General features: G+C 45.2%; 14 protein-coding genes. 3 read left to right on the plus strand and 11 right to left on the minus strand.

All coding sequences use genetic code 11. The features are described from left to right. Positions 1 to 38: 38 nt before the first annotated feature. The 3 genes from Q3W56_RS01675 to Q3W56_RS01685 all read right to left on the minus strand — a co-directional run bounded on the left by Q3W56_RS01675 (position 39) and on the right by Q3W56_RS01685 (position 14,190). Complete coding sequence (locus Q3W56_RS01675; RefSeq protein ID WP_302894268.1) at positions 39 to 11,987, minus strand: non-ribosomal peptide synthetase/type I polyketide synthase; 11,949 nt, start codon at positions 11,985 to 11,987, stop codon at positions 39 to 41. A gap of 19 nt (positions 11,988 to 12,006) precedes the next feature. Beyond that, positions 12,007 to 13,209 carry an ACP S-malonyltransferase gene (gene fabD, locus Q3W56_RS01680; RefSeq protein WP_302894269.1) on the minus strand — a complete coding sequence of 401 codons (1,203 nt, stop codon included), beginning with the start codon at positions 13,207 to 13,209 and terminating at the stop codon, positions 12,007 to 12,009. Between the two features lie 795 nt (positions 13,210 to 14,004). Then, positions 14,005 to 14,190, minus strand: a complete 186-nt coding sequence (locus Q3W56_RS01685) for a 6-carboxyhexanoate--CoA ligase (RefSeq protein WP_302894270.1) — start codon at positions 14,188 to 14,190, stop codon at positions 14,005 to 14,007. 347 nt (positions 14,191 to 14,537) lie between these two features. Between Q3W56_RS01685 and Q3W56_RS01690 the strand changes: the two genes are divergently transcribed. The 3 genes from Q3W56_RS01690 to uptA all read left to right on the plus strand — a co-directional run bounded on the left by Q3W56_RS01690 (position 14,538) and on the right by uptA (position 16,512). Further along, positions 14,538 to 14,945 (plus strand): GtrA family protein, encoded by a 408-nt coding sequence (locus tag Q3W56_RS01690; RefSeq protein WP_302894271.1) that lies wholly within the window; start codon positions 14,538 to 14,540, stop codon positions 14,943 to 14,945. Positions 14,946 to 14,951: 6 nt separating this feature from the next. Then, positions 14,952 to 15,845 (plus strand): UTP--glucose-1-phosphate uridylyltransferase GalU, encoded by an 894-nt coding sequence (gene galU / locus Q3W56_RS01695; RefSeq protein ID WP_302894272.1) that lies wholly within the window; start codon positions 14,952 to 14,954, stop codon positions 15,843 to 15,845. A gap of 70 nt (positions 15,846 to 15,915) precedes the next feature. Further along, positions 15,916 to 16,512, plus strand: coding sequence for an undecaprenyl phosphate transporter UptA (gene uptA / locus Q3W56_RS01700; protein WP_019714549.1), 597 nt, complete (start codon positions 15,916 to 15,918; stop codon positions 16,510 to 16,512). A 48-nt stretch (positions 16,513 to 16,560) separates the two neighbouring features. Here uptA and nrnB read toward each other — a convergent pair whose 3' ends face one another. The 8 genes from nrnB to Q3W56_RS01740 all read right to left on the minus strand — a co-directional run bounded on the left by nrnB (position 16,561) and on the right by Q3W56_RS01740 (position 25,609). After that, entirely contained in the window at positions 16,561 to 17,760 is a 1,200-nt protein-coding gene (gene nrnB / locus Q3W56_RS01705; protein WP_302894273.1) for an oligoribonuclease NrnB, read from the minus strand. 171 nt (positions 17,761 to 17,931) lie between these two features. Beyond that, on the minus strand, positions 17,932 to 19,467 hold the full coding sequence (locus tag Q3W56_RS01710) for an acyl-CoA carboxylase subunit beta (protein WP_302894274.1): 1,536 nt from the start codon (positions 19,465 to 19,467) through the stop codon (positions 17,932 to 17,934). 10 nt (positions 19,468 to 19,477) lie between these two features. Beyond that, positions 19,478 to 20,260, minus strand: a complete 783-nt coding sequence (locus Q3W56_RS01715) for an enoyl-CoA hydratase (RefSeq protein ID WP_302894275.1) — start codon at positions 20,258 to 20,260, stop codon at positions 19,478 to 19,480. Between the two features lie 17 nt (positions 20,261 to 20,277). Beyond that, positions 20,278 to 21,180, minus strand: coding sequence for a hydroxymethylglutaryl-CoA lyase (gene ldeG, locus Q3W56_RS01720; protein WP_302894276.1), 903 nt, complete (start codon positions 21,178 to 21,180; stop codon positions 20,278 to 20,280). A 14-nt stretch (positions 21,181 to 21,194) separates the two neighbouring features. Further along, complete coding sequence (locus Q3W56_RS01725; RefSeq protein WP_019714554.1) at positions 21,195 to 21,416, minus strand: acetyl-CoA carboxylase biotin carboxyl carrier protein subunit; 222 nt, start codon at positions 21,414 to 21,416, stop codon at positions 21,195 to 21,197. 14 nt (positions 21,417 to 21,430) lie between these two features. Then, positions 21,431 to 22,765: an acetyl-CoA carboxylase biotin carboxylase subunit gene (locus tag Q3W56_RS01730; protein WP_302894277.1), complete on the minus strand. Its 1,335-nt coding sequence runs from the start codon at positions 22,763 to 22,765 to the stop codon at positions 21,431 to 21,433. 9 nt (positions 22,766 to 22,774) lie between these two features. Next, positions 22,775 to 24,424, minus strand: coding sequence for an AMP-binding protein (locus Q3W56_RS01735; protein ID WP_302894278.1), 1,650 nt, complete (start codon positions 24,422 to 24,424; stop codon positions 22,775 to 22,777). Positions 24,425 to 24,466: 42 nt separating this feature from the next. Further along, positions 24,467 to 25,609: an acyl-CoA dehydrogenase family protein gene (locus tag Q3W56_RS01740; RefSeq protein WP_302894279.1), complete on the minus strand. Its 1,143-nt coding sequence runs from the start codon at positions 25,607 to 25,609 to the stop codon at positions 24,467 to 24,469. Positions 25,610 to 25,622: the final 13 nt, after the last annotated feature.

Genomic DNA, 25,622 nt, shown 5'->3' on the forward strand with positions numbered 1-25,622 from the left:
ATTTTGTATAATTTAAACAAATAAATATATGCTTTTCCCTAAAAGTTCAATTGAATAGAATCAAGCATGTTCTCTTCTTCCTCATAGCTGCCGCTCAATCCGATATGTTCGATTAGAATGCTTGGTTGTTCTAAAATCGCGGATAGAATGTGTAAGTAGTCGTTTGATAAAGCCTCGATTCTGCTTTTCTTAAACAGTTTTTTCGAATATTCAAACAGGCCGTGATAGTTGTCTTGGTCCGCCTGAATCGACAAGGTCAAATCGAATTTGGCAACCGGATGATGAAACTGATACGGCTTGAGCTGAAGGGAATCGAGTGTCAATTCAGCGTGATCGAGATTTTGCAGCACAAACATCGTATCGAACAAAGGATTGCGGCTTGGATCTTTCGAAAGATGTAAATGCTGAATCAATTCTTCTAACGGGTAGTCTTGATTTTTATAGGCATTCAGCATGTTTTCCTTTACTTCGTTTAAGTAGGCATCAAATGTTTTACGGCCCGCCGGCTGATTGCGGATGACTAACGTATTGACGAACATTCCCACGACCGACTCCACATCCAAATGATTCCGCCCGGCAGATGGCGTTCCTACGACAATATCCTCTTGTCCGCTGTATTTGGATAAAAGAATCGTATAGGCTGCCAATAAAATCATATACAGTGTTGCTCCTGTGTTTTCTTCCATTTGGCTTAAGCCTTGTTTCAAGTGTTCCGGTATAACAAATTCAAAGGATTCGCCTTCGTAATCACGTACGGCAGGCCGCTCGTAATCCGCAGGTATGTCCAGTACAGGAATGTCATCACGAAACTGATCCAGCCAGTACGCTTCCTGACTCTTGATATTCCGTTTCTGAATATCTGATTGCTGCCAAACTGCATAGTCTTTATATTGAACAGAAAGCGGATCGGGTTCGTTCCCCTCGTAGAGCCGGCTTAAATCTTTCATCAAAATGTTGACGGATACGCCGTCAGAAATGATATGATGCATATCAACCACAAGCACATGCCGCGCAGGTTCTAGTTCAATCAGTGCGGCCCGCATCAGCGGCGGTTTGGCTAAATCAAACGCTTGGATGAAATTAAGCACACGATCGTCCGCTTCTTCTTCGCTTGCTTGAATACGTTCTATTGTAAATTCGACGTTCTGATGAATACGCTGTGCCGGTTCGCCTTCATATAATTCAAAGCTGGTCCGCAAAGCTTCATGACGCTCGATTAATTTTTGGAAAGCGGCGTTTAACTGGTCGGGATCAATCGTCCCTTCCACACTCATGGCACCCGTCATATTGTAAGTCAGCTCGCCGCCCTTTGCGTGACTTAACAAATACATTCGCCTTTGAGCTGAAGAAACTGGATAATAAGGCATTTCCTTTGCTGCCGGGATCGGTGTATATCGATTTTTGTTCATGTGTAACGCCTTGTCAGCCAATTGTTCAATGGTAGGAAACTTGAATATGTCTTTTAGCGTCAGGTTTACATCCAGCTCTTTATGAATTCTAGCGGCTAAGGCCGCCGCGCGAATGGAATTTCCTCCGAGATCAAAGAAATTATGTTTGATCCCCGCACGGCTTATTCCGAGCACTTCCTGCCATAAATCTGTCAGTTTGGACTCCACCTCATTGCCCGGCGGAACATATTCAGCTGTCTGTTGCAGACTTGCTTCGGGTGCGGGCAGTGCTTTACGGTTTATTTTCCCGTTGGACGTTAATGGCATATGCTCAAGACGGACAAAATAGGACGGAACCATGTAGTCCGGGAGCTCCGATGACAATTGTTCCCTAAGCTGCCCAGCCGCTATGGGTTTGTCGCTTACGTAATACGCGCACAATTGTATTAAGCCGTCTTCTGCTTCTTCGGCTGTAATAGCGGCTTTTTGCACTGCTTCCACGTTATACATCGCTGCTTTGATTTCACCAAGTTCGATTCGGTGTCCCCTGATTTTGACTTGTTCATCGATGCGTCCCACATATACAAGATTTCCATCCCTCAATCGCTTAGCCAAGTCCCCTGATTTGTACATCTTCGCTCCCGGGATATACGGATTATCAACGAACTTCTCTGCCGTTAAATCTGGGCGATTCCAATACCCTCTGGCAACACCGGGTCCGCTGATATACATTTCACCGATTACCCCGATCGGAACCAGGTTTCTGTTTGCATCCATCACATAAATGTCCGTGTTGGCAGCCGCAGTGCCGATCGGTACAGATTCCCGGTTGTCCCGTTTTGCGTCGTAACGGTAAATCATACATCCGACGACAGTTTCCGTCGGCCCGTACTCATTGAAAATGTCCAGCCGGCCTTTAAACTGCTCGCTGACACTTTTGGCCAGACGGGTGCTTAAATTTTCTCCGCCCACAATCATTTTCCGTATTGTGGTGCCGCCTGCTATATTCATCTCCTTGATTACATGCAAATGTGCCGGGGTCAATTTGATGATGTCGATTCTTGAGTCCTGCATAATCGCAGAAAGCACAGCGCTTTTGTCTTCTCCGTCATAGACAATGATGGTATTTCCCGTCACCAGCGGTGTAAATATCGAAGTCACCGTCAGGTCAAAAGAAATGGAGGAATATAAGGGGAAGTTGGTTTTCTCTCCTGTCACATAAACTTCTTTAGCCCACCAGATATAATTGGCCAGCCCCTGGTGCTCAATGAGTACACCTTTCGGATTTCCAGTGGAACCCGACGTATAGATCATGTAGGCCAAATCATGCGCATTGCTGAATAATTCAAGATTTGTGCGGTCTTCATGATAAGAGTTTTCCTCATCCAAAAGCACAACTTCACCATCATAAGGTAATTGATCTTGCAGGTTGTGGTGTGTCAACACAATCTTCGCTTTTGAATCCCTCAGCATATAATGGATCCGGTCCTCCGGATACTCAGGGTCAATGGGCACGTATGCGCCGCCGGATTTCAGCACAGCCAAAATTCCAACAACCAGCTCGATACAATGCGGAGAGAGGATGGCAACGAATTGATCCCCTTGTATGCCTTTTCTCCGTAACGTTCGCGCCAATTGGTTTGCCCGTTCATTGAGCTGTCTGTACGTATACCGCTCATTGCCAAAAATAACGGCTTCATGCTCAGGCCGCTGTTCCGCCTGAATTTCAAACCATCGAGAAACCGTTTCGTTATGCGGATACGATGTTTTTGTGTCATTAAACTTCGTCAGCAATTGATACCGTTCGGTTTCAGACAGCATAGGAACGGAAGACAACGTCATCTCCGGCTGCTTTACAAGGCTGTGTAAAATGCTGATATAGTGTTTTGTGATCTGTTCAATAGTTTCTTGTTCAAACTGTCCCGGTTTAAAATCAAAATGCATCTCTATCTGTTGCCCGGCATCTTCGACCGTCAGCATCAAATCATATAAAGAGACTCCGGGGTTTCGCTCTTTCACCTTAAATGTACATTCATTGTGCGTTATTTCATGAAATTCAATATTTTGAAACACAAACATCGTGTTAAACAGTGATTTTCCTGTTGTTTCCCGCTGTACATTTAATTTTTCAACCAGCCGGTCGAATGGATAGTCTTGGTTTTCGAAAGCGTCAAGCGTCTGCCGCTTTATTTCTTCCAGATAATCCGTAAACTTTCTATTGGCGTGCGGCTTCGTCCGGATTCCGATGGTTTGAATGAAAATCCCGATGATATTTTCGACATCCGGATGATTTCTTCCTGAAGCAGGCGTGCCTACGACAATGTCTTCTTGTCCTGTATATTTATGAAGCAGCACTTTGTAGGCGGCCAGAAGCACCGTATAAAGGGTCGTTCCCGCCTTTTGCGCCAGATCTTGCAGCGAACGGATTACATTCGGCTGCAGAGAGCACGTCACGCGCTGCCCCTCGGAAGACCGTACCGCCGCTTTTGAACCATCTGTCGGCAGTTGAAGAACCGGGATTTCTTCTTGAAATTGTTCCAGCCAATATGTCTGTTGCTGCTTCATGGCATCCTCATTCAGCCATTGGTTCTGCCATTCTGCGAAATCTTTATATTCAAATTTAATGTCCGGTAATGATTTCCGATGATATAAGGCCAGCAATTCATTTGTAAGGATGTTGATGGAATAACCGTCCGAAATGATATGATGCATATCAATGAGCAGCTCGGCCTGCCCGTTATCAATCTTGATCAGCTCCGCGCGGACCAAAGGAGCTTGTTCCAAGCGGAATGGTTTTACGAACCGGTCTGCATAGTCATCAAATTCGTCCCGGCTCATTGTCCGAACATGAACGTTAACATCAACTTCGTTTTCAAGTTTCTGGACAATTTCGCCGTCTGCGATTTCAAAATACGTGCGAAACGCTTCATGCCGTTGCATGACTTGCTGAAGAGAAGAAATCAGGGCCTGCTCATCGTACTGCCCTATAATTGATATTTGGCCGAACATATTTTGAGCCAATTGATCCGGTTCCATTTGGTGAAGGAAATATACTCTTTGCTGCGCCGGTGATGTCGGATAATGCGCTTTTTTCTCAGCAGCCTTCATCGGGAGGTACATGACTTTCTTTTCATTCTCAATGAAACGTGCTAATTCCTTAACAGTCTGGTGATTGAAAAATTGTCCGATGGAAACTTTTTGATGAAATGTCTTCTGAACTTTGGAAAGCATCAGCGTCGCTTGGAGTGAGTTTCCTCCCAGAGCCAGGAAGCGATCTGATCTTCCAACCCGCTCAAGGCCGAAAAGTTCCTCCCAAATCTGCGCCAGCTGTTGCTCCGTTTCATTTGCCGGCGCCTCATAGGCGTCAGCAAAGTTTGCCGTATTGCTTACTATTGAAGAGACCCGCTGCTGGTGATCGGCATACAGTTCTTGTAAATCTTGCTGTTCTTCATCGGAAAACATCATCAGGGCATCAAGAGGGACAGAATCCTCCTCAACCATTTTTTGCAGCAATTTCGTAAAGCCCGCTCCCCACTTTTTCATGATTTCCGGACTGATGACGTTCGTTTTAAAGTCGAAATCAAGAACATATTCTTCATTCGCGTCTGTTATGTTAAGAAATAAATCGTACAGCATGCGTTTCACCGGGTATGCAATGGGCTCCGCCTCCGCCTTTCCGAAATGCAGCTTTCGAAAAGGCCTGTCCAAATTAAAGATAATACGCATATCCGGCACTTGATCGTGCGGAAGCTGTCTGGCTACCAGTGTCATCGGAACAGCTTGATGCTGCATGGCGTGATTCGCGTTTTCTTTCATATTGCCAAGATAACCGGATAAAGTGCTTTCTGAAGAAGACGTGTTCTTCACAGGAATCATATTGACGCAATTTCCAATCAGAGCATGATGTTTCATATGCGATTGACCTGCTGCAGGAATCCCGATCACAAGACCCGTCTGTTTGGTCAGCTGGTGCAGAAAAAGATGAAATGCGCCCAGCATCGTCACAAATACACTATTTTTCATCCGAATGCTTAATGATTTTAAAGCCTCGCTTAAAGGCCGTCCAAGCCTGATGGTACATCTGTCTCCCTCATATCCGTTCGGATAACGGGCGGAAGCGACGCTCGGCAGGACTGCCTGCTGTATCGGTTCAGAGAAATAATGCCGCCAATAACGGACGCCTTCTTCATAATGGCCGCTATCAATCTGCGCCTGCTGCCAGTCTAAATATTGACGAAATGAAGGAGCAGCCTCTTTTGGCGGAAACGGTTTTCCTTGTACAATTGCTGTATAGTTGCTCTCCAGCTCTTGAACAAAAACAGCGATTGACCATCCATCGGCAATGACATGATGGAACGTGAGCACAATCAGATGTTCATCTTGAGTCGATGTAAGCACATGGATTCTAAACAAGGGCTTTTGTTCATGAAAATGAAATGGCCGCTTGGCATCTTCTGTCAGCCAATTCTGCATTTCCAACTCCCGTTTCTCATCTGGGTGACCGGTAAAATCAATGACAGGAATGTCTATATTTATCCGTTCCTGCACCTGCTGTACCTCGTCATCTACATGAATCACCGTACGTAAAGCCTCGTGGCGGTCGATGATATGCTGCACGGCTTGTTTTAACGGCGTATGCTGCAGTTCACCCTCCACTTTTAGCATAATGGACTGGTTTAAAGCTGCAGAAGCTCCATTCCCATAATGGGATGCCATAACCAATTGTTTTTGTTCAGGTGAAAGCTCGTACGTCCCGGATTTTTTATGGCTGCCGTCGTTAGGGGAATCCGGGCCTTCCGGGATAAATCCGCCTCGGCGAAGATCCTTCACCGTGTCTTTAACGGCTTGAATGATATGTTCAATATCATCCGCGCTATGCGCAGCAGACAAGAAGCAGTTGCGTCCTTCCCATACATAAACCCCTTTATAATTGAGATGGTAAAAGAACAAGTCGTTATCAAGCGATGAGACAAAACGGAATAAAGAACCGAATTGAACCATACGGATAGGCACCTGTGATTGTTCAAAGTAGCGATTTAACTGATCGACCAGGGAGGTAGTGTTTTGGTTTAGCTGCTCATACAGGTGTTCTCCCTCGGTTTGTAAATGGCGAAGCACGGCTAATGACATTCTCATGGTAAGCGGGTGAGTATTGAAGGTGCCGGCCACAAACGTGCGTTTCGCCTCATCCTGTGGATAGGAGTCGTCCCCATACTGCCAGATTCCCCCGTCGATCGCATTCATGAACTCAGCTTTTCCGGCAACTATCCCTAACGGCTGTCCGCCGCCGATGATTTTTCCGTAGGTCACCAAATCGGCTTGAATGCCGAACCATTCCTGCGCGCCGCCGAGACCGATCCGAAATCCGGTAATAATTTCATCCATAATCAGGGCTGTCCCGGATTGCTGCGTGATCGCCCGCAGTTCTTTCAAAAATGCTCCCGGCTGCAAATCCGGCCTGCGGCTTTGTACAGGTTCTACCAATACAGCTGCCAATTCATCTCCAAGACTGCGAATCACATCGAGCGAATCTGGATTGTTGTAATGCAAAATAATCAAATCATCCATAAAGCTCTGCAGTATGCCCGGAGCAAGCGAATTCGCAGACGCAGCCCCGCCTTTTGTACTGGCAACCCCTAATACGCCGTCAAACGTACCGTGATAAGAGCCTGAGAACGCCACAACTTTCTTTCTTCCTGTTGCCGCCCTTGCCAAACGAAGGGCAACCATGACGGCTTCTGTTCCGGAATTATAAAAAGCGACCCTTTCTACCCCGGTACATGTGCGGATTCGATCGGCAACTTCACCGGCGACATCCGACATCGGGCCGAGCGGAGGCAATGATGAACGGATTGAATCATCAATAACCTGTGTAATAAAGGGCGGATGATGCCCGAAAAGATTAACCCCGAATCCCATGGTGATATCGATATATTCGTTTCCATCAATATCCCACATCTTGGAACCGTCAGAACGTTGGGCAATAATCGGGTACACGATTTCCTTCCAGTATGAACGGAAACTGGACAAGTTGCGGTTGTTTGCATGAGCAAATCGGGTTTTGTCCGTATATTGTTTGGAACCTTTCGTTTTATCTGCGTATTTCCCGATGAAATCTTCTAAATATCGTCTTTGCTGTGCGGTATAGTGTCCCTGTTCATACAGGTTCTGGGGCTGAAAAGGAACATAGGGTTTCGCTTCTTGAGCCAATTTCTTTTCTGCAGTGGCGGTCGGCGTCCCTTGCTTGACAGAAGGAATTGAATTTTCTAGTGCTTTAGCGTAGTCTTTCACATCGGAATGATGTCCGCTGTTTCTCAGCAAATTAAAGCTATTTAATTGAGCCTGCAAGGTATCCTGAATTAATTGATTCTGAGAAGCGATTATTTTTTCGAGCATGTGTTCTTGATGCTCTTCTCTGTGACCAGATTTAGGCTGTGTTTCTGAAATGACCAGTTTTTCCTCCGCCGGAACATTCTCTTGAGCCGGTGCGGATGCAAAGGACGATGGAGCGGTATCAGCCAAGTAATCTATGACACTTTGAAGGTTGTTCATCGTATCGAAAAAACGATCCATCGGGATGTCTACACCAAATTCGTCAGCGATGGCTTTTTTGACCTGTGACAGCATGATGGAATCCATTCCGAGCCCGATAAAATGCGCATTCAAATCGAGTTCATCCGCTCTGATTCCCGAAGCATTGCCGATTACAGTTTTCAGAAAGGATTCAATATGCGCCTTCGTTTGATTGATATTCAATGCCGGTTCTCCTCTCTCTTCGTCCTCGTTTAAGCGCAAATGGTCAGCTTCAGCCCAGCATCGGTTCCGTTCAAACGGATATAAGGGCAATGGCGTTTTTTGTACAGTTTCACTGGCATAAAGCGCGCGCCAATCTATAACGGCTCCTTGCACAAATAATTCGGCGGCGCGATTCAGCCACGTGATTCGTTCATCATGCGTACGTATACACTGCTCAATCAGATCAGCAGCTTGTTTATTCAGCTCTTCTTTATGAGCAGGCAGCATTTCCTTCAAGTTCTTATAACCAATGTGTACCCCGGGAAGATGGCTGTCTCCTTGAACCACGGAGGTCAGCTTGTCACATAATTCTTGCTTACTGAATACAACCATGGCCATACCATGATCCAAATGAGCCCTTCCTGTACTGGCTGTATAGCAAATGGACTTCAATGAAGCTTGGCTGCCATCCAATACATATTGCCGATACTGCTGCGCGAGTTCATAGAGTGAATTTTCAGTATGAGCGGATAAAACAAATAGGTGCGGCTCATTTTCGTCCGCGAGTGCTTCCTCACTTTGAGAAATATATTCTTCCAACACCACATGAGCATTCGTTCCGCTAAAACCGAACGAGCTGACTCCGCCCCGCAGCGGCTCATCCCCGGATGTAAACTCCGCAACTTCCTGATTTACATAAAACGGTGAAGAGTGAAAATGGATGAACGGATTGGGTTCATTAAAGTGGGCTAACGGCGGGTTTTTCTTTTGATTCAGCATGAGGACAGATTTGATCAGCCCAACGACGCCTGCCGCTTCAAACAAATGACCGATGTTCGATTTAACAGAACCAATCGCACAAAATTGTTTTTTTGCCGTATACTTTTCAAATGCTTTACAAAGCCCGTTAAATTCAACCGGATCTCCAAGCTTGGTTCCGGTGCCATGTGCTTCGATGAATGACAGCGTTTCAGGAGCAATGCCCGCGTCTTTCCAGGCCGTTTCAATGACCTCAGTCTGAGCTGCCGGGTTCGGTGCAGTAATCCCGGCGGTTGTTCCGTCTTGATTCATCGCGCTCCCTTTGATCACGCCGTAAATATGGTCTCCGTCGTGAACCGCATCCTGCAAAGGTTTTAATAGGACTGCCGCCGCGCCTTCACCTGAGCCCGTGCCGTCTGAATCTTTGTTGAACGTTTTCGTGTATCCGTCCGAAGATTCCATATCAAGTCCGATACGCATCGGCAAGAGCGATGTCCGGATACCTCCGGCAATAGCCATTACACACTCGCCAGAATTTAAAGATTTGCACGCCATATGAACGGCAGCAAGCGATGAAGAACAAGCTGTATCCACTGTGACCGCCGGCCCTTTTAGATTTAAGAAATAAGCGATTCGGCTGGCTAACACTGAAGGAAGATTGCCTACAATATATTGATGAAGTTCCTCCGGATAATTGGCAGAAAGGAGGCGTTCATAATCGTAGCCCACCTTCGAGTACCCTGCATATACCCCGACCCGACTCCCGTTCATGCTGTTTCCGGCATAGCCCGCATCTTCCATCGCATGCCATGCAGACTGCAAAAACAGTCTTTGATTTGGATCCATAAACTGAGCCGTTTTAGGAGCTAAACCGAAGAACGAATAATCAAAGCGGTCGATTTCATCTAAATAGCCACCTTTAACAAACTGATTCTCATTGAATTCACTTTGGATGGACTTTAAATAATCCGCCGCATCTTTCAGCCGAGATGCAGGGTATTCTCGAATGCTGTGCTCTCCTTTTTCAAGCAGATTCCAAAAATCGCTTTTAGTCGATGCTCCCGGGACATTGAGCGACATTCCGATAATGGCAATGTCTTTCGGCGACATTTGGCTTCGCTTCTCTGTCACATCATGCTTGATTTCAGCATGGTTTTCAGACAGAAATGCCGCTAAATCAGTGATGGAAGGATACGTAAAGAGGTCGGAAACGGCAAGCTCGCGCCCAAATTTCTGTTCTATGCACTCAGCAATCTGCGATAACTGTAATGAATTTGCTCCCATATCAAAATAACTATCAGTGAGGTGAACCTTTCTTCCATCGAGAACTTCGGAAAAGATAGACAGCAATTCCGTTTCTATCTCATGAATCGGCGTCTGTCCGGATTTTTCAGGGCTGCTCTCCAAAAATTCATTGATGGCAGCAGACTCTATCGAAAAATTCCCTGCCTCATACTGTCTGGCCAGTTCATATCGCTTAACCTTTCCGCTGGTTGTTTTTGGAAGCTTCCGGATTGGAAGGACTTCTTTTATGTTCCAGCCGCCCCGCTTGTACAAATACTTTTTAATCTCTTTGACAAGCGGGGCAAATTTTTCAGGTGATTTTTTGAAAACAACAAAGAGCACGATTTCTCCGCTTCTCGTCTTTTGATCATATACACCGCAGGCGGCAACCCTTCCTAAGTCAACCTCTTCCATTTCAATCGCGACCCGTTCAATATCGTGAGGGTAGATATTTTTTCCGTTCACAAAAATAATGTCCTTTTCTCTTCCGGTTACGACTAAGTTACCACTTTCACTAATGAATCCAAGGTCTCCTGTTTTTACCCAGCCGTCAGAAGTCATCGCTCTGTCCGTACTTTCGGGGTTGTTATAATACCCTTGCGTCACATTGTCTCCTTTGATCTGGATATGGCCGATGATTCCGTCTTCTGCTCTTTCATTTTCTCCGTTGGAGATTCGAATTTGACAATAGTCAATAGACTGTCCCACTTCGACAAATGAAGCGCAATTTTGATCTTCTTTGCTGACTTTTACAGCTCTTTCGCCGAGGTTTAAATGATCGCGATGCAAATAAACGGGGACGAATTCTTCGCCTGTTTTAGAGAACGTTGCGCCGACTGAAGCTTCCGCTAAACCGTAAACATTTAAAATGGCGGATCTTTTCATATTGAATGTTGCGCATCTTTTTAAAAATTCGTCACATAGCTCCGGCAATATCGGTTCTGCACCGTTTGCGATGACTCTGATATGGGATAAATCCCAGTCTGGTTCGTTTTTCAGAAATTTAAGGAAGTAGTTGTATCCGAAATTAGGAGAGGATAGAATGCTGGTTTTATGTTCATGAGCTTTTTTCATCCAAAGGATAGGTCTGCGAATAAATAATTCTGTAGGCATTAGATTTTGATTGATTCCGACTAAGAAGGGAACAAGGTGGCAGGCGATGAGCCCCATATCATGCGTTAAAGGCATCCAAGATAAGAAAGAGTCTTTCGAATCAATGGACAGAGCATTTCGAATGGCACACGTGTTATGTATTAAGTTGTGATGCGTTAACATGACTCCTTTTGGATGTCCTGTCGATCCTGAAGAAAATTGGATAAAGGCCAGTTCATCCGCATCAGGTTCATATATAGAAGCGGGGTAATCGTAGGTTTGATCTTGAATAATGTCAGATTTCTCGTTTAATTGATGATGGAAATCTTGTAAATCGTGTTCTGCGGCGTATTTCTTTATTTTAACCAATACTTTCTCAGAGGCAATCAGATACGGATCATTTAATATATTCCAAATGCGCCAGACCTTCAGCTTATGGTCATCATCTTCTCCGATACTGACCGGTACCGGGATCATTCCTCCTAATAAACAAGCCCAAAAAGCAACGACAAATGATTTGTTTTCTTGGATTTGAAATACAATTTCCTGCTTCGGCTGAATGCCGATATGCTGTAAATAGCCAAGAAACCCCTGTGCCTCATCAAACAATTGGCGGTAAGAGACAACTGTCTCTTTTTTATCGGATTCGATAAAACGGATCCCGCGATCAGAGATATTGCTTCTTTCCCGAATGACATCGACTAAGGTTTGGAATTGAATGGTATACATAGGTCCCCTCCTGGGCGCTTTATTTTAAAATCCGTAATTGTTCCCAAGCCGGAAGCTGTTTAGCCTCGCAAATTAATTTGCACAAATGGATCGAATGTTCGAGTTCTTGTTCTGAAAGCTCATCTTCATGTATTTCCATTCTCTTTTTCAGCTCTTGGATTTGCGTAAATAATGGCTTCGTCATGTTGGAATAAGCCAATGAATCCTTATTGTAATTTCGCGCAATGGTGGATTGAATCATCAATTTATTCAATTGTTTTTTGCGTAAGTGGACAATATTTTTATTTCTTTCCGCTGAATTGGAAAGTAGATGAAGATCAGATGTCTGCCCTAAAGAATAAGGTGCAATATGATTCGTTATTTTTCTCAGCAGACTGGCTAAGACATTCTTTGGGCCCATTTCGATGACTTCCGTCACTCCGTGTAAAAGCAAGTAATGCATCGATTCTGTCCATCTTACCGGCATCGTCATGTGCTGCTTGAGATGTTTGTTGATCGAATTTCCGCTGCTGTAAGGGTGCGTCGTGACATTCGAAATGATCGGCCATGCGGCATCCCGGAAGGAATACTGGTGTAATACAGTCTGGAATTGTTCGGATGCTGATCGTATCATCGAACTGTGAAAAGGCGCACTGACATTCAAATAAGTATATTTGGCCCCCTTTTCCTCCGCCATCCTGATGACACGTTCCACAGCTTGCCGATGTCCGGAAATCACATGCTGCTGGTCTGAATTCATGCAGGCGACACCTGCGGGAAATTCTTCCGTCGACACTTTCGAACATATTTCTTGCAATGTTTGAAGAGGGAGCTGAGTCACGGCGGCCATCGTCCCCTGCTGCTGAGGATCCGCATTTTGCATAAGAATTCCCCGCTGCCTTACAAGTGTAACGGCATCATGAAATGAAAGAGCGCCAGCACAGACAAGCGCAGAGTATTCGCCTAAACTATGACCTGCAAGATAGCGAGGCTTAACCCCTATCTCCTGCATATACACTTGAAAAGCAATCACACTGACGGTTAAAATAGCGGGCTGCGCATTCATTGTCTTTGTCAGTTCATTTATATCACCGTTAAAACACAGTTTTTTTACATCCAAGGAGATTGCATCGCTCGCTTCTTCAAATAATCTCTTTGCGAGCACAAAATCATTCCAAAAACTTTTGCCCATTCCTACAAATTGAGATCCTTGTCCAGGAAATAAAAAGGCAAGATTGTTCATGAGCTCCCTCCGATCACACTGAACTATACAATATTATACAAAATATCCCTTTATCTAACATCCTAGCATGATTATAATAAATGTGTATAGAATACTTTTGTAGGAGTTATTGTTCGGTTTTACAAAGGGCCTGGATTACATTTGTTCATTAAATATAAAATGGGGCTGACACCGAAAAATCAGTCTTTAAGAGAGATGACAGGAGTCGGAATGGAAGGCTGTTACCGACTCTTCATCACTTAGACCGCGCCCTCGATGTTCATATGTTTTAGGTCTATTGACATAATTGTGTCAGAAATTCCATATTTTTTGTTTTTTTATAAAAATTAATCTGTATATCTGTGAAGGATTGTAAACTGATGGCGCTTGTTTATAGATGTTGCACAAGAAATGGATCTTGATGAGTAAACTCTGCGAGGTTGAAATACGACGCAGAACATATGAATGATCCTGCTTGGAAACTGATTGAAGCAGTAAATCGGTCCATTACATTGCTGAATGCGAGCTGCATCATCATAAGAGGAATATATCATTAGAAACAAATTGTTTTGGTTCTGGTTCAGTCTTGCTGTAGGCTGATAGGGAATCAAAGCGCGGAACTTTTCAATCTATTGAATTCCGGCTGCTTCTTCTGCTGATTCCTGTTTCCATTGTTCTCTTCTTTGTAAGACATTTCGTTAACATTCCGCAAACCCCTTTCGAAACCCGTCATATTTTGTCATCTATATGTGAACTAGATATTCAGGCACAAAAAACAGCCGTTCAGAGCGGCTGTTTTTTTCAAGAGTATAAGAACTATTGAACGGTATATACGCCGTCAATGACTACGGCCTGACCTGTGGTTTGCCCTTTTTCTACCGTAGCTGATTGATGTACGGCAATCGTTAAAGGGCGGATCGTTTTGACCGGTTCATTAACGCTTTCAAGCTGAATCTGCATAAAATCAGGTGTCCGAGAAGCCTTTATGTAATAAGCATTCACCGCTTCCTGTAACCGTTGTAAGTGATGAGCTGTTTTCCGTCTTGTTCATCGGAACGTCCTGGGAAGTTCTCATTCTGACACTGTAATATGTTTTTTCTGCATCACGTTCTTTCTCACCTGGAAATTAATGTTAACTAAATAACGTTAACACTTAGGTTCCTAGCAAAATGCGCCAACCCAAACTATAAAAATGGTAACTTAATGAATCTGCAGGCCTCATTACTTTTCATGTTTTGTTCATATTTTATTAATTGTTTATTCAACACTGTCCGCTAAAGTAATCCATATCAACAAATAAGACAGCCATCCGCATCTTTTATGAAGGGAGGTCAAAGCCGGGTGCCGTTATGCTGAAAGAAAAAATAAAGATATTAGGCCGTTTTTGCACCGTGGGCGTCGGCAATACGCTGATAGATTTTGGTGTCTTCTTTCTTCTCACCGCTTGTCATGTCCCTTATCTGCCGGCGCAGATCTGCTCCTATTCGGCAGGTATCATCAACAGCTATGTGTGGAACCGGAGTTGGACGTTTCGTGTTAAACGTAAGGCCGGCGGGAAAGAGATCGTGCGCTTTCTCATGATTAATATTGCCGCGTCTGGGATTACCTTTTTGCTGCTTTATTTGTTTCAAAAAGGCGGCTGTTCGCTTTTGGTGAGTAAGCTCGCCGCCACTATCGGCGGAATGATGGTGAATTTTATCGGAAACCGAATCTGGGTATTTGGAGATTCGCTGAAAAACATACAGGATCAGGAGTGAAGATGAATGAGAAAAAAAGTGAGAAAAGGGGTCATTCCCGCAGCGGGTTTAGGAACGAGATTTCTGCCGGCGACAAAGGCGCAGCCGAAAGAAATGCTCCCGATCGTCGACAAACCAGCAATCCAATACATTGTAGAAGAGGCCGCAGAGTCAGGAATTGAAGATATACTGATTATTACAGGGAGAAACAAACGCTCGATTGAAGATCATTTTGACCGGTCGGCGGAATTGGAATTCAATTTGCGGGAAAAAGGCAAGATGGAGACGCTTAAGGAAATGCAGCAGATTGCCGATTTGGCCAACATTCATTACATCCGCCAGAAAGAACCGCTCGGATTAGGCCATGCGGTGCTGTGTGCGGAGCATTTTATCGGAGATGAGCCTTTCGCCGTTCTCTTAGGCGATGATATTATGGTGTCTGAAACACCGGCTCTTCAGCAATTAATGGATGTATACAATGCATACGGTACAGAGGTTGTCGGTGTACAGTCCGTTCTGCCTGAGGATGTCAGTAAATATGGTATTATCAATGCATCAGCTTCTCACGGATCTGTATTTGAAGTGAAAGATTTAGTGGAAAAGCCTTCTCCTGAAGAAGCACCTTCGGAAATCGCCGTGATGGGACGTTATGTGCTGAATTCATCGATCTTCCCCGTTTTAAAGTCCATTGGCAGAGGCGCGGGCAACGAAATTCAGCTTACAGATGCGCTTCGTGAAGCTTGCCGTGAGCAGCCTATCCATGCCAAGCTGCTGGAAGGAAATCGATATGACATTGGCGATAAGCTGGGCTGTTTTAAAGCGAGCACTGAAATCGGCTTAATGCGCCCCGAAATGAGATCTCAGCTTTTGGCCTATTTAGAAGATGTGATCAAACGGGAAACGAAAGAATTGCTGCGATAAAAAATTGTAACCATCTTGCTCGTCAATCCGTCATATAATAGAGAAAAAGATTAGGACAGGTGTGAAGAATGTGGGCAGTTTGATAAGCGAAATTTTAACATGGCTGACGAACATGGGATATGCGGGCATTGCGATTGGCTTGATGATTGAAATTATTCCGAGTGAAATTGTATTGGCCTATGGTGGCTATATGGTATCGGAAGGCACGATTGGATTTATTGGCGCAATCATTGCGGGTGTTATCGGGGGCACCATTGCCCAGATCTTTATTTATTGGATTGGACGCTATGGCGGCAGACCGTTTTTGGACAAATACGGGAAGTACTTATTGATTAAAAAGCATCATATTGACATGTCAGAAAACTGGTTTCAAAAGTACGGCACGGGTGTTGTCTTCTCGGCACGTTTTATACCAGTTGTCAGACATGCGATATCCATTCCCGCAGGCATTGCCAAAATGCCGTTTCTTAAATTTGTGGTACTGACTGTGCTTGCTATCATTCCGTGGTCTATCCTCTTTGTTTATTTAGGCATTCAGCTCGGAAGTCAGTGGGATGACGTTGAGAACATAGCGGGCACTTATACTACGCCGATTATGATACTGGCTATTGTCGTTATCGCCCTTTATTTTCTGATTAAAAAACGTGCAGCTATATTTAAACGATAGCTAGCGGATATGCATAGGGATGATTGATTCTCCCCTATGCATATTTTTTTATCTGCGATGCTGATTTGCCTGCTTCAAATGCTCCGCTAAAAATGCGACAAATACTTCATCCCGCACGAGTGATGCTGCATAATTTCTTTTTATAAACCACTCTGCTTCTTCAAAAGCTGCGAATGTTTCATCCTGGGTTTCTCCGTTAATTTGGATATTCCACTCGTTGTCTAATGGAAACAGAAAAAATCTCATTTGTGCGCGATTTTCATATAATGCTCCGTTCGCCGATCCCTTTAGGTTATAGATATTACGGAAAGCATCTGGGCGGACAGGTTCAATCCGGAATGCTTCAGCAATAAACAATTCGTATACTTCGTCGGTTATCGAACAGCCTGATGCCTTTGCATGCCCTCCTCCTCCGTATCGGCCGGCGATTTCTGACACATCGACGTAATCATGAATGGTGCGCAGGCTGACCCGTTTTGACCCCATGCTTAAAATCGCAATGTAATCGAGATGCGGATTTTCTTTTCCAAGCCTGTTTCCAAGCTCTGAATGGTACGATTCTGCGTGAACGATACCTACACAGTGTTCATGAACAAAGGTTTGCACCATTTCCCTTTTCTTTCTCCGTAGATAGCGCTCGATTTTTGCGTCTTCTAAATCAAGCAGCTTTTCTTCAAAATCATCAAAGAAAAATTCATCATGCGCAGAAAGACGCTGAATCATTTTTTCTTCAAATTCATCAATTGACAGCAAAAAGAAAAGGTCATTAAGCCGCTTCGCCTGTTTTTGATCGTACCGCTCCCACTCCCATGTATCATATTGGCGGACGAGCTCTGTAAATTGATCTAAGGCATTTGTCGGTTTCATGAAACCATTTTCAACGAGATAGCCATATAAAAGCGATGTGGCCGATGAAAGCCGTCCATCATCGTATTCCACTTGAACAAATCCCCATTCATGCTCATTTAAATGAAGGGCTGTTTTATGGTGGTCAATCAGCTTCACTTTTCCGCCCGCATGAACATACTCATTCAATCTCTCTTCGTTTTCTTCGTTGACGGCGAGATCGGTAATGAATAACGCGTCTTGTCTGTTGTTCTCTTTCGCTTTTTCTAAAAAGTACTGGACTTGAGCGTTTAAGCCGTTGACAGAGTTATACCGGACCTCAACATCTTTTCCGAATGCCAATTTTGCTACGATTCCGCACCCTACTCCGTCCAAGTCGTTATGTGAATATAAATGATACATCATGCAGGCCCCTTTTTATGATGAACTGGAAATTGCCGCTAGAGGTGCGGCAGCTTTTATTTACTATTCTAAAAAACATGGTGTTTTATGCAAGGTTAATTGGTTTACATAATAAAATTATTGTAAATCATAAATAAGGAGCGCTTTTGCGCTCCTTAAGTCCCTGCTTATTTATACAGGATAAACCGGATGCTTTCGATTTGTAAATGTCATTTCCTTTGTCATGTATGCCTTCAGCCGTTTGTCCAGCTCATCCCGCAGCGAATTGGCTGGGATCACGGCATCGATGATCATCTCTGAAGCCAGGCGGTATATATTAATGTCCTCTTTATATTCCTCCCGTTTGCTGCTGATAAATTGGGCCCTCTCTTCTATCGGCAGCTCGGCGATTTTTTTAGCATAGACGGCATTTACAGCTGCTTCAGGACCCATGACGGCGATTTGAGCGGTTGGGAGCGCTAAGCAGCAATCTGGTTCAAAGGCCGGCCCAGCCATTGCGTACAACCCCGCACCGTACGCTTTTCGGACAATGACAGAGAGCTTTGGTACAGTTGCCTCCGACATCGCTGAAATCATTTTTGCCCCGTGCCTGATAATACCCGCTTGTTCTACCTTTGTGCCGATCATAAAGCCGGGGATATCTGCTAAGAACAGCAATGGGATATGAAACGCGTCACATAAGGTAATAAACTTAGCCGCTTTGTCTGCGGAATCGTGGAATAAGACGCCTCCTTTTACCTTTGGCTGATTTGCAATAATACCGACAGGCTGTCCTTGGATTCGTGCGAGGCCCGTTATTAATTCTGGTGCAAATAAAGCTTTGATTTCAAAAAATGAGCCTTCATCAATGACCCGCTCAATCAGCTCATTCATATCAAAAGGTGCATTTTGGTTTTGCGGAATGATGTCGGCAAGCGGGATGTCGAAGTGTTTTGGCGGGCGTTTCTTTTGCATGGGCGCTTTTTCTTGATAATTTGCCGGAAAGTATGATAAATAAGCCCGTGCCAGACGTATGGCTTCTTCTTCAGTTTTTGCAAGAATATCTCCGCAGCCTGAGATTGAGCAATGCATACGGGCGCCTCCCATTTCTTCGAGGGACACTTTTTCGCCAATGACCATTTCTGCCATCCTCGGCGAGCCTAAATACATGGAGGCGTTACCCTCTACCATGACGACAATGTCACAGAAGGCTGGAATATAAGCGCCTCCTGCCGCAGACGGGCCGAAAAGCAAGCAGATTTGCGGAATGCGTCCCGATAATTTGACTTGATTGTAAAAAATTCTTCCTGCACCGCGTCTCCCTGGAAAGACATTGATTTGGTCGGTGATTCTGGCACCCGCTGAATCGACTAAATAGATGAGCGGACAGTTTAATTTTTCGGCTGTTTCTTGAATGCGGATGATTTTTTCAACGGTTTTCGCTCCCCATGACCCTGCTTTAACCGTTGAATCATTTGCCATCACACAGACGGTTTGGCCGCTGATTTTGCCGATGGCGGTTACGACTCCGTCAGCGGGAAGCCCGTCTGACATACATTCCGCAAAAAAAGCGTCTTCAAGCTCGATGTCATCGTCAAACAAAAGAGCAAGCCGCTCTCTGACAAAGAGCTTACCTTTTTCTTGGTTGCTCTGATGATACTTTTCCGCCCCGCCTTTTTGTATTCGTTCGGCCCGTTCTGTTCGTTCCTTTTCATAATCCATGAGCATTGCCTCCCTTTTATATTCCCTTATATATGGCCCGTCTTTTTTCTTGAAACGCCTGAAGCCCTTCTCTCCTGTCTTTTGTCGGAATGGTATGTTCATATGCTTTTTGTTCAATCGCCAGACCTGTAGCAAGATCTGTTTCCAACCCTTTATTGATTGCGAATTTAGCCTGACGGACAGCGATCGGCCCGTTAGCAGAAATGGCTGCGGCCAGTTCTTCTGCTTTTGGCATGAGGTCACAAGAAGCCGTGACCTGCTCTACAAGACCTATCTCTTTTGCTTTGTGTGCAGTTACACGTGTGCCTGTATAAATTAATTCTTTTGCTTTTCCTCTGCCAATCAGACGCGGCAGCCTTTGGGTTCCTCCGGCGCCTGGGATAATGGCTAACCTTGTTTCTGGAAGGCCCAGCACAGCAGATTCAGCTGCGATTCGAAGGTCGCATGCTAATGCCAATTCAAGCCCGCCGCCTAATGCGCTTCCGTTTATCGCAGCTATGACCGGCTGCGGCAAGGATTCAAGTAAAGCCGCAGTTCTTTGAATGAGAGATACACTTTCCAGAACCTGATCTTCTTTCAGTTTTATCCGTTCTTTCAGATCTGCCCCCGCGCAAAACGCTTTTTCACCGGTGCCTGTGAGGATAACGCAGCGGATGTTTGAGTTGAATTCAATTTCCTGAAGAATCAATTGCAGGCTTCTAAGCATTTCCGCTGAAAGAGCGTTTGCAGCCTGAGGCCTGTTTAAGGTGATCAATGCAATATGTTCATTTTGGATAGTAAAAAGAATTGATTCTCCCATTGTATTTGCCCTCTCTTTTATAATGATGATTTAAAAACCTGTAAATTTCGGCTTGGCAGCTGTGTGCCCATTTTTTCTTCTATCCATTTGGCTGCGGATAGCAGTTTATCAAGATTTACATTTGTTTTGATGTCCATCTGTCCAAGCATGTATACGATATCCTCAGTTGCAGCGTTTCCGGACGAACCTGGAGCATATGGACAGCCCCCAAGTCCGCCTGTCGAGCCGTCGAACACAGTGATGCCCATTTGGAGAGCTGTGACCATGTTGGCCAGAGCCGTTCCTCTCGTATCATGAAAATGCAGGGCAATTTGATTGGCCGAAAATCGTGTCAAAAGAGCTTCAAGCACGGTTTCAACTTGGGCGGGATTTGCCGCTCCGATCGTATCTCCAAGCGACAGTTCAGAAATCCCAAATTCAAATAGGGCTTCAGAGAGGCGGATGACTTGTTCAATGGGGACATCTTTCTCGTACGGACAGCCGAAAACGGTTGAGAGGTAGGCTCTTGTTGTGAGGTTTGCTTTTTTTGCGTCATCGTTTACTTGTTTAAGAATTTGAAGAGTTTCAGAGGTGGATTTATTGATGTTTTTTCTATTGTGCGTCTCGCTTGCAGACATAAAGACACAAGCTTCGTCAATGCCTCCTTCAAGCGCATTCTCCAGCCCCTTTTGATTCGGGACAAGTGCCGCGTACGTTACCCCTTTTACACGGTCGATGCCTTTTGCCACGTCGATAGCATCTCGAAGCGCCGGAATCCATTTTGGATGAACAAAGGATGTGATTTCAATATACGAAAGCCCTGTCCGGGATAGCTGGTTAATCCAAGCAATTTTATCTTCTGTTTGTATCCATACGGGCTCGTTTTGTAAGCCGTCACGCGGACCGACTTCTTTGATTTTCACTTTTTTAGGATATGACATGGTCTTCCTCCAGATTATTGAGTGGAATCGTTCAATTCGAGCAACACGTCACCTTCATTCACAAAATCGCCTTCATTTTTTTTGACTTCTTTTACGGTTCCGCTTCTGTCTGCAACGATTGGGATTTCCATTTTCATTGATTCCAAAATGGCAACTTCCTGGCCTTTTTCAATGTGGTCGCCGGCTTTCACGTGCACTTTCCACAGGTTTCCCGCCATTTGTATCTTAACCGTCATGACAACTGCCTCCTTTATAGGTGTTGTTTCAAAAAGTCAGTCGTGACATCCCCTTCTTTAAATGCTTTTGATGCCGCAGCCTGTATGAGAAGCGGAAGATTTGTTTTGATTCCCTCTATTCGATAGTCGCCGAGCGCTGACTCCAGCTTTTCAATGGCTTCCGCTCTGGTTTGGCCTTTGACAATCATCTTGGCGATCATCGGGTCATAAAAAGGGGTGACGGTGCTGTCTTTTGCTACCGCACATTCGTGTCGGACCCCTTTTTGATTAGGGAGTGAAAACGCAGTGATTGTACCTGGTGAAGGATAGAAGGTTTTGGGATCTTCCGCGTATATTCGAACCTCTATCGCATGCCCGTTTCGTTTAATGTCTTTTTGGGAGAATGTGAGTGTATGGCCCGCAGCAATCCGCAGCTGCTGCTCAACTAAGTCCAGGCCTGTTATTTCTTCAGTCACGGGATGTTCAACTTGCAATCTCGTATTCATTTCAAGGAAATAAAAGTTTTGATTCGGATCAACTATAAATTCGATCGTGCCTGCGTTCGTATAGCCGATCGCCTTTGCTGCTTTTACGGCCGTTTCCCCGATCTTCATTCTCAGTTCATCATCTAAAAATGGTGACGGCGCTTCTTCAATGACCTTTTGGTGGCGCCTTTGAACAGAGCAATCGCGTTCAAATAGGTGTACTGTATGGCCGTGCTGATCCGCTAAAAGCTGAACCTCGATGTGGCGGGCATGTTCAATGACTTTCTCTATATACATCGACCCGTCACCGAAAAAGTCTGCTGCGCGCTTTTTGTTTCCCTCGTACGCCTTTCTTAATGATTCCTCGTTTTGAACAAGCTGCATGCCGATGCCGCCTCCGCCCGCTGAAGCTTTCAGCATGACAGGATAGCCGATTTGAATTGCGGCGCGGCAAGCTGCCTGAATGTCTCCGAGGGATTCGGAAACACCGGGAACGACAGGGACACCTGCCGCTTCCATTGCTTTACGTGCTTCAATTTTGCTGCCCATCTTTGCGATGATATCGGGTGCAGGGCCTATAAACATGATGTTTTCTTGCTTGCAGCGTTCAGCGAATTGGCTGTTTTCTGATAATAGCCCGTATCCCGGGTGGATGGCATCGGCATTTGCTTTTTTCGCTGTCTCTATGATTCTCTCTATATTTAAGTAACTTTCACTGACTCTTGATTCTCCAATCAAATAAGCCTCTGTGGCCGCCTTTGTATGGGGAGCGTCTCTGTCTGCTTCAGAATAAACCGAGACCGTTTTGATGCCGAGACGGCTGCATGTTCGAATAATTCTCATTGCGATTTCTCCGCGATTGGCGATCAGTACTTTTGTAAACATCACTTCACCTCATTGACATGATGATAAGTTGAACATTTTAATCGTTTTTTCACGCAGTTTATATTTTTGAATTTTGCCTGAAGCCGTCATCGGATACTCGTCTGTAAAAATAACATAACGCGGAATTTTGTGGCGGGCGATTTTCCCTTTGCAATAGTCCTTAAGTTCTTCAGGCGAAGCGGTTTTTCCGTCTTTCAGTTTAATCCAGGCTGCGGCCTCCTCCCCGAATTTGGCGTCAGGCACACCAACGACCTGTACATCTAAAACATCAGGATGCCGGTATAAAAATTCTTCGATTTCCCGCGGGTAAATGTTCTCACCGCCTCTAATGAGCATGTCTTTTAATCTTCCAGTGATGCGGCAGTATCCGTCTTCATCCATGACAGCAAGATCTCCGGTAAACAGCCATCCATCGGGATTGATTGCTTTTCTGGTCGCTTCTTCGTCTTTATAATAGCCTTTCATAACGTGATAGCCGCGGGTGCAAAGCTCTCCCTGCACGCCTCTTTGAACTTCTTGACATGTCCCGGGTTCTACAATTTTCACTTCTGCATGCGGCAGGGCGCGGCCGGTTGTTTCGACTCTCCTTAAGAAGGAATCATTTGCCCTCGTTTGCGTTATGACCGGTGAGGCTTCGGTTTGTCCATAGGCGATCGTAATGTCTTTCATGCCCATCTTTTCAATAACAGCTTTCATCACTTCACTTGGACAAGGAGAGCCGGCCATAATGCCTGTTCGGAGGGTCGATAGATCATATGCATCAAAATCCGGATGATGCAGCTCCGCGATAAACATGGTCGGCACACCGTGGAGCGCTGTGCATTGCTCTTTTTCTACCGTTTTAAGGACGGTAACGGGATCAAATTCTTGTACAGGTATCATGGCTGCTCCGACGGACACACACGCTAAAACCCCAAGCACGCATCCGAAGCAATGAAAAAACGGAACCGGGATACACATGCGGTCTTGAGAGGTTAATGCCATACATTCAGCGATATTAGCAGCATTATTGATGACATTAAAATGGGTCAGCATTACCCCTTTAGGAAACCCTGTCGTTCCTGATGTGTATTGCATGTTAATCACATCGTCTTTTTCAAGGCTGTTCATTCTGGCTTCCAGCTCAGCATCCGACACTGTTTTGGCCAGTATCTCTGTATCGTCCCAATGATACATACCCGGAAAACGTTTATCGCCAATATAGATCAGGGTTTTTAAAAAGGGATATCGTTCTGAATTCAGCTGGCCAGGTTCTGTTTCTTGCAGCTCTGGAATGAGGCTCTTCAGGATGTCTGTGTAAGAATTGCCCCGGTATGAATCCATGACAATAAGAGCGGTAGCATCCGATTGCTTTAACAAGTAATCGAGTTCGTGTGCTTGATAATTAGTATTGACGGTCACGAGCACAGCTCCGATTTTGGCGGTGGCGAACTGAACGGCAAGCCATTCGGGGATATTCGAAGCCCATATGGCTACGTGGTCTCCTTTCCCAATCCCCATCCGCATGAGTCCTTTAGCGGTTCGACGGCACAGACTGTCAAATTGAGCGTACGTATAGCGAATTTTTCTGTCTGGATAAACAACCGCTTCTTGATCGGGATAGGTTTCAGCGATTTGTTCCAGCAGGCTGCCGATTGTGGAATGAATGAGTTCAGCCATGAATTGGTCCTCCTTTCTAAGTATTTAGAAAGCGTTTACATTTCATCTCAATAGCTGTCTGGCAATCACGATACGCTGAATTTCAGATGTGCCTTCCCCGATTTCCATTAATTTTGCGTCCCGCAGCATCCGTTCTACCCCATATTCCTTCATGTAGCCTGAACCTCCATGGATTTGAATGGCTTGATTGCAAGCTCTTGTCGCCATTTCAGATGCAAACAGCTTGGCATATGCTGCTTCTTTTGTGAATGGGCGGTTATGGTCTTTCAGCCAAGCGGCTTTTAACACCATTTGCCGTGCAAGTTCAATTTCCATCGCCATGTCAGCAAGCTTAAATTGGATGGCCTGAAAAGAAGAAATCGGCTGTCCGAACTGCTTTCGTTCTTTCGCATATGCCAATGATGCTTCAAGTGCCGCTTGGGCGATGCCGACTGCAAGAGCAGCGATAGAGATTCGTCCGCCGTCCAGCGTGTGTAGAAACTGCTTAAACCCTTTTGTTGGATCGCCGAGTAAGTTGTACGCAGGCACTCTCACATCCTCAAGCAAAATTTCCGCTGTATTTGAACCGCGGACACCCATTTTATCGTACGGGCTCGTAATCGTAAGTCCGGGTGTGTCAGTTGGCACGATCAATGCAGAGATGATGTTTTTTCCTTCTTTGTTTTTGCCTGTTACTGCGGTTACAATCACCGTTCGTGCGTAACTTGCATTCGTGATCCAGCATTTTTCGCCGTTAATTACATACTCATCACCAGTTGTAATGGCTTTCGTTTGAGTCCCTCCTGCATCTGAGCCGGCATTTGGCTCCGTTAGGCCGAATGACCCGAGTGCTTTGCCTGAAGCCAGCGGAGTCAAATGCGCCCGTTTTTGTTCTTCTGTTCCGAAGTAATAAAGAGGACTTGCACCGAGCGAGACCGCTGCAGCGTAGCTTAATCCAGTACTGCCGCAGGCTTTGCCGATTTCTTCAACCGCTAAGGCATATGAAATCGTATCGCCGCCTGATCCGCCATATTCTTCGGGGAATGGAATGCCCATCAGCCCGAGTTCTCCCATTTTTTTAAATGTTTGTATCGGGAACTCGCCCGTTTGATCTACATGTTCAGCCTGAGGAGCGATTTCTTTTTTCGCAAAATCCTTTACCATTTCACGAACCATTTGTTGTTCTTTTGTCAGCTCAAAATTCACGTAGTTTCCTCCT

This window comes from Bacillus sp. C28GYM-DRY-1, from assembly GCF_030519405.1.
GTDB lineage: Bacteria > Bacillota > Bacilli > Bacillales > Bacillaceae > Bacillus > Bacillus spizizenii_A.